The 3,423-nt window shown below is 37.5% G+C and carries 2 protein-coding genes and 1 pseudogene; all 3 read left to right on the top strand.

Annotated features, from left to right (window positions below; all coding sequences use genetic code 11):
- Positions 1–276: 276 nt before the first annotated feature.
- The gene (locus QU605_RS15220; RefSeq protein ID WP_289726190.1) at positions 277–1,533 is read left to right on the top strand and encodes an OprD family outer membrane porin; all 1,257 of its coding nucleotides are present in this window, start codon (positions 277–279) and stop codon (positions 1,531–1,533) included.
- Positions 1,534–1,537: 4 nt separating this feature from the next.
- Complete coding sequence (locus QU605_RS15215; protein WP_289726189.1) at positions 1,538–3,085, top strand: amidase; 1,548 nt, start codon at positions 1,538–1,540, stop codon at positions 3,083–3,085.
- 81 nt (positions 3,086–3,166) lie between these two features.
- Positions 3,167–3,423: pseudogene (locus QU605_RS15210) on the top strand (AAA family ATPase); the annotation flags it as partial.

Here is a 3,423-nt window from a genome sequence, read left to right as displayed (position 1 = left end):
CAAAAACGGTGGAAAGGTAAATACGAGCTTTAGAATTTCAATTTCAAGGGTTGCACCTCCGTTTTCCCATCCTTAAAGAATTCGTGCCACCACTGACAGTTAAGTTGATACTGGAGACCATTCGAGCAGTCTGAGCCGGTACTATGCCTCCTTTATTTTTCCGAAATTTCTTTTAAAATTTCTTAAATTTCAGTTTAAATGGAATTTTAGGAATAAACTAGAGTAATTACTCATACCCTGGTTCCCTATTTAATTTTTTCATTATACAATCTTAGAGTGATCAAGTATAAAAGATTCATAACCATAATTGCCATTTCTTTTATTTCGATCCACTTAAAGGTGTGTGCTCAGTCAGGTCCTGATTATTTTATTTTTAAAGATTCTTTATACGACAATCCCATTGATGCGGCGAATCTAAAAAGCCTGAGAATACCATTTAAGGCTAAAATGAGGTCGTATTATTTCTTTCAAGATTTGACAACAAATAAAAAAGAGGCCTTGGCATTGGGCGGAAGTTTGTCATGGAACCCTTCAATAGTTTCTAATCATATTACAGGGCGCGTTACTTTGGCTACTTCCCAAAGAATATACGGTCAATTGGAAAGAGATGGGACAATGCTCTTAAAACCAGGGCAGGAAGGGTTTACAGTGTTACAGGAATACGCTTTACAATTCAAGAAAAACAAATTCCTTTTGAATGTGGGGGCCAGAGAAATGAATAGTCCATTATTGAACACCTCTGATGTTCGCATGCTTCCTGCCACACACAGAGGAATAGATATAAACTATTTATTCAAAGAAGACAGCTACATTAGTTTTGGAGTCATTGATCAAATAAAATGGATTAACAGCGATAGATTCATCGATTTATATGAGTTCGCGGGTTTCGATAGAAACGAATTAGTTTGGGGGACTGCAAATCGGTACAAAACCGATATAATGGCCTTCGGTTTGTATTATCTGAATGCTAAGGATTATTATCATGGATTGTATACTGAATATTACAGAGAATTTTCGTTAAAGGGTAATCCAATAAAAATAGGAATTCAGTACATGCATGAAAACGATATCGGTGATGGTATTGGTGGGGATTTCAATTTTAATATGCTAGGAACAAAATTAGACTTCTATCTTTTTGGTTTAAAAAGTTTTATTGGATATACGAATGTTTTAAGTGTGGATAAGGCTCAGGAAGTATGGAGCATAATGCCTTATTACAATATGATGATCTTTAACTTTTTCAATCGTCCGAAAGAGCAGTCAGTAAAGCTAGGAGTCATATTAAAATTATCTGAAGTACTGAATCTTTATCCAAATATGGGATTTGGATTTACGCCTAATAGTGGGGATGCAGCATCGCCTAATCAACAAGAGTATAACCTAACTCTTGACTATACTTTTCTAAAGGATTTCAACCTTAAGGTACGCGGTGCATTTGTTCATCAGAATTCAATTCGCAACCTTGATTTGACTAGTAAGGACATTGTGGATTTCAGGGTGATATTAAATTATAAATGGTCAAATAAGTTTTAAACATATGGAACGCAGAGATTTTGTTAAAAAGAGTGGCAGTAGTGTCTTCTATACAGCCATTGCAGGTAGTGTTTTACCAGGGGTATTCTCCTCGTGTGAAAATGGCAAGAAAGAAACTCCTCAGATAATCCCGGAACTATTTGATGAATTTATGCAATATGACGCTATAGGCTTATCAGAGCTTATAAAGACCAAACAAATTTCACCCGCTGAGTTGTTAGAGGTCGTGATAAAAAGAATCGAATATTTTAATCCAAAAATTAATGCAGTTAACATTAAGCTATACGAAAGAGCGAGGGAAATGGTTCTGAACACAAATAGCAATTCTGTTTTTGCAGGTGTTCCGGTTTTAATTAAAGATATGATTGATATCGGAGGTGTAGTACGTTCAGACGGTTCAAAATTAATGCAGAATAATATACCCTCAGAGTCTGTTTCTTATATAGTCGAACTTGAAAAATCGGGTCTTACTATTGTGGGAAGGACCAATGTGCCTGAATTCGCGTCTCACTCTAATACATGGAACGAATTATTTGGAAAAACACTAAATCCATGGGATGTAACAAAAACCGTCTTTGGATCTAGCGGGGGTAGCTCTGCAGCAGTGGCAGCAGGGATTGTTCCCTTAGCACATGGTACTGATGGTGCCGGATCTAATCGTATACCTCCAAACGCTTGTGGTCTGTTTGGATTTAAACCATCTAGAGGCCGATTAGCTTCAGGGGAAAAAGGTGGAGCGGACGATTTCTTAAAAACAAATTGTGGCATAAGCAGAAGTGTGCGTGATAATGAACAATTATTTATTGCAACTCAAAAAAGAGAGAATAATCCTTATGTCACTATAAAAAACTCCCTTAAGAATATTCCTCTTAAATCCTTAAAAGTCGGTTATATACGTACGGGTCTGGAGGGTTATGAAATAGACCCTGAGATTGTCGCTAAACAAGACGAAATTGTCAAGCTTCTTACGAGTTTGGGACATCAGGTAAAAGAGGTGACAATTCCTTTAAACGGTGATGATTTTTACGATCAATTTAATGTATTCTTCTTGACCAAATTCGTGCCTTTAGTTAATAACATAATGGCAAACAATAGTGCATACACTGAAATTGGAGACATTAAGGAGCTTACAAATTTTGTTAAAACAGAGGCCATTTTCGCCAAAGATTTTAATGAAGAAGAACTAGCAAAGGCTACAGATTATATAACAAATACTATACCGGCTATTTTTGAATCTATGTTTGAGGAAAACGATGTGCTTTTTTCTGCAGTTTGCCCGATTAAGACACAACCGATTGAGTTCTTAAACCCCATGACAGATTCTTTTATGGATAAAAAATTTATTGTTGGTCAAACACTGAGCCTAACCTGTTTTGCTAATATCTGTGGGCATCCTGCCATGTCCGTACCATTATCAACCATAGACAATCTTCCATTAGGGTCGATGTTTCAGGCATCAATCGGCAATGACGAATCGTTATATCAATTGGCATATCAATTAGAAGAAGCAAAACCTTGGAAAGACCAATGGCCAGAAATGTCTTATAAATAAGATATTCTTCAAAAACCACTTTTAATCATCTAGCGTGCCTCTTGTAACTTTGCGCACCATGTGTACGGCACACTCACACAGTTAGCAAATGCAACTTTTCATTCCGTACAGGTAATCGGCCATCCCGAAGCGCGCATTATTCTGAGCCAATGTGCCATTTATCTGGCTACTTCGCCTAAGAGCAATAGCAGCTATATGGCCATTAACCGTGCCCAGAAGGTTGTTCGTGATACGGGAGATCTATCCGTGCCGCTGCCCCTAAGAAACGCCCCTACACAGCTTATGAAGGATTTGGGGTACGGAGAATCGTATTCCTATGCCCATGACTACCCGGGGAA

Origin of the sequence: Robiginitalea aurantiaca (assembly GCF_030380815.1) — a bacterium.
GTDB classification, from domain to species: domain Bacteria; phylum Bacteroidota; class Bacteroidia; order Flavobacteriales; family Flavobacteriaceae; genus Robiginitalea; species Robiginitalea aurantiaca.
The sequence above is the reverse complement of the archived record's forward strand: the minus strand, read 5'-3'. Positions and strand labels throughout refer to the sequence as shown.